The 1,582-nt window shown below is 70.8% G+C and carries 1 protein-coding gene and 1 pseudogene; both read left to right on the forward strand.

What is annotated here, in order from left to right; genetic code table 11:
* Positions 1 to 205: 205 nt before the first annotated feature.
* Entirely contained in the window at positions 206 to 1,453 is a 1,248-nt protein-coding gene (locus RIF93_RS20655; RefSeq protein ID WP_309093317.1) for an MFS transporter, read from the forward strand.
* Between the two features lie 11 nt (positions 1,454 to 1,464).
* Positions 1,465 to 1,582: pseudogene (locus RIF93_RS20660) on the forward strand (phosphoribosylformylglycinamidine synthase subunit PurQ); the annotation flags it as partial.

Genomic DNA, 1,582 nt, shown 5'->3' on the forward strand with positions numbered 1-1,582 from the left:
GTGAAGATGTAGCGGTGGACGTGGAGAAGCTGGATGTGACGCCGGACAATTCCGGCGCCGTCTTCGGGTTCAACCTGCATTTCCACACGCTGGCGAAAGCCTCGATCACGGCGACCTACGAAAACAAGGCGTGATCGGCCCGACCGGTTGATCGCCGGCCCCGGAGGCCCATGTTGCGCCGCAACATCAGCTCTCCGGAAATCCCATGTCGTCCAACGACCCCGCCGCCGGCCAGGCGGAGCCTGCCCTCGAACACACGCCGCGAAGCGCAGGCGCCATAGCCCTGGTCCTGCTGGCGTTGGCGATGGGCGGCTTCGCGATCGGGGTCACCGAGTTCGCGGCCATGAGCATCCTGCCGGACTTCGCCGCGGGCCTGGGCGTCGACGAGCCGACGGCCGGACATGCGATCAGCGCCTACGCCGCCGGCGTCGTGGTCGGAGCCCCCCTGCTCGCCGTGCTCGGGGCGCGACTGCCCCGCTGGCTGATGCTGGTGGGGCTGATGGGGCTGTTCGCCGCCGCGAACACCCTGAGCGCCCTGTCGCCGACGTTCGGCTGGATGCTGGTCTTCCGCTTTCTCAGCGGCCTGCCGCACGGCGCCTACTTCGGAGTCGCGGCCCTCGTCGCCGCTTCGACCGTGCCGCTGCGGTTCCGCACCCGGGCGGTCTCGACCATCCTGATGGGCCTGACCGTTGCGACGGTCGTCGGCGTGCCCGTGATCAACCTGGTCAGTCACGCCTACGGCTGGCGCTGGACCTTCGTGATCGTCGGGGCGCTGGCGATGCTGACCATGGCGCTCGTCGCCCTGTTCGCGCCGCGCGACCCCGCCCATCCGGACGCGAGCCCCTTCCGCGAGCTGGGCGCCCTCCGGAACCGGCAGGTCTGGCTGACGCTGGGCGTCAGCGCCATCGGCTTCGGCGGGATGTTCGCGGTCTACGCCTTCCTCGCGTCCACCCTGCGCGAGGTGACCGGCGTCGGGCCCGAGGTGATGCCGTGGGTGTTCGCCGTCTTCGGGATCGGCATGTTCAGCGGCAACCTGCTGGGCGCCTGGGCGGCGGACCGGTTCGGCTTTCCCGCCGCGGCCGGGCTGCTGGTCTGGAGCGCCGCCTCGCTGGCGCTGTACCCGCTGGCCTCGCACCAGCTGTGGTCGATGCTGGGGATCGTGCTGTGCATCGGCGCCGGCGGCGGTCTGGGATCCATCCTGCAGACGCGGCTGATGGATGTCGCGGGAGAGGCGCAGACCCTCGCGGCCGCGCTGAATCACTCGGCCTTCAACACCGCCAATGCGCTTGGGCCGCTGCTCGCAGGCGCGGCCGTGGCCGCCGGCTTCGGCTGGGCCTCGACGGCCTGGGTGGCGGTCGGCCTGACCCTCGGCGGCCTCGCCATCTGGGTCTGGGCCTGGCTGGACGCGCGGCCGTCGCCGGAGCCGACTGACATTTCGCACGAAGCCTGCTAGGAGGCCGCGCCATGAGCGCCGCCGTCATCGTCTTCCCCGGATCCAACTGCGACCGCGACTGCAAGGTCGCCATCGAACGCTCGACCGGCGAAGCCGTCGAGATGGTGTGGCACCAGGAGACGGACCTGC

Source organism: Phenylobacterium sp., assembly GCF_031181185.1.
GTDB lineage: Bacteria > Pseudomonadota > Alphaproteobacteria > Caulobacterales > Caulobacteraceae > Phenylobacterium.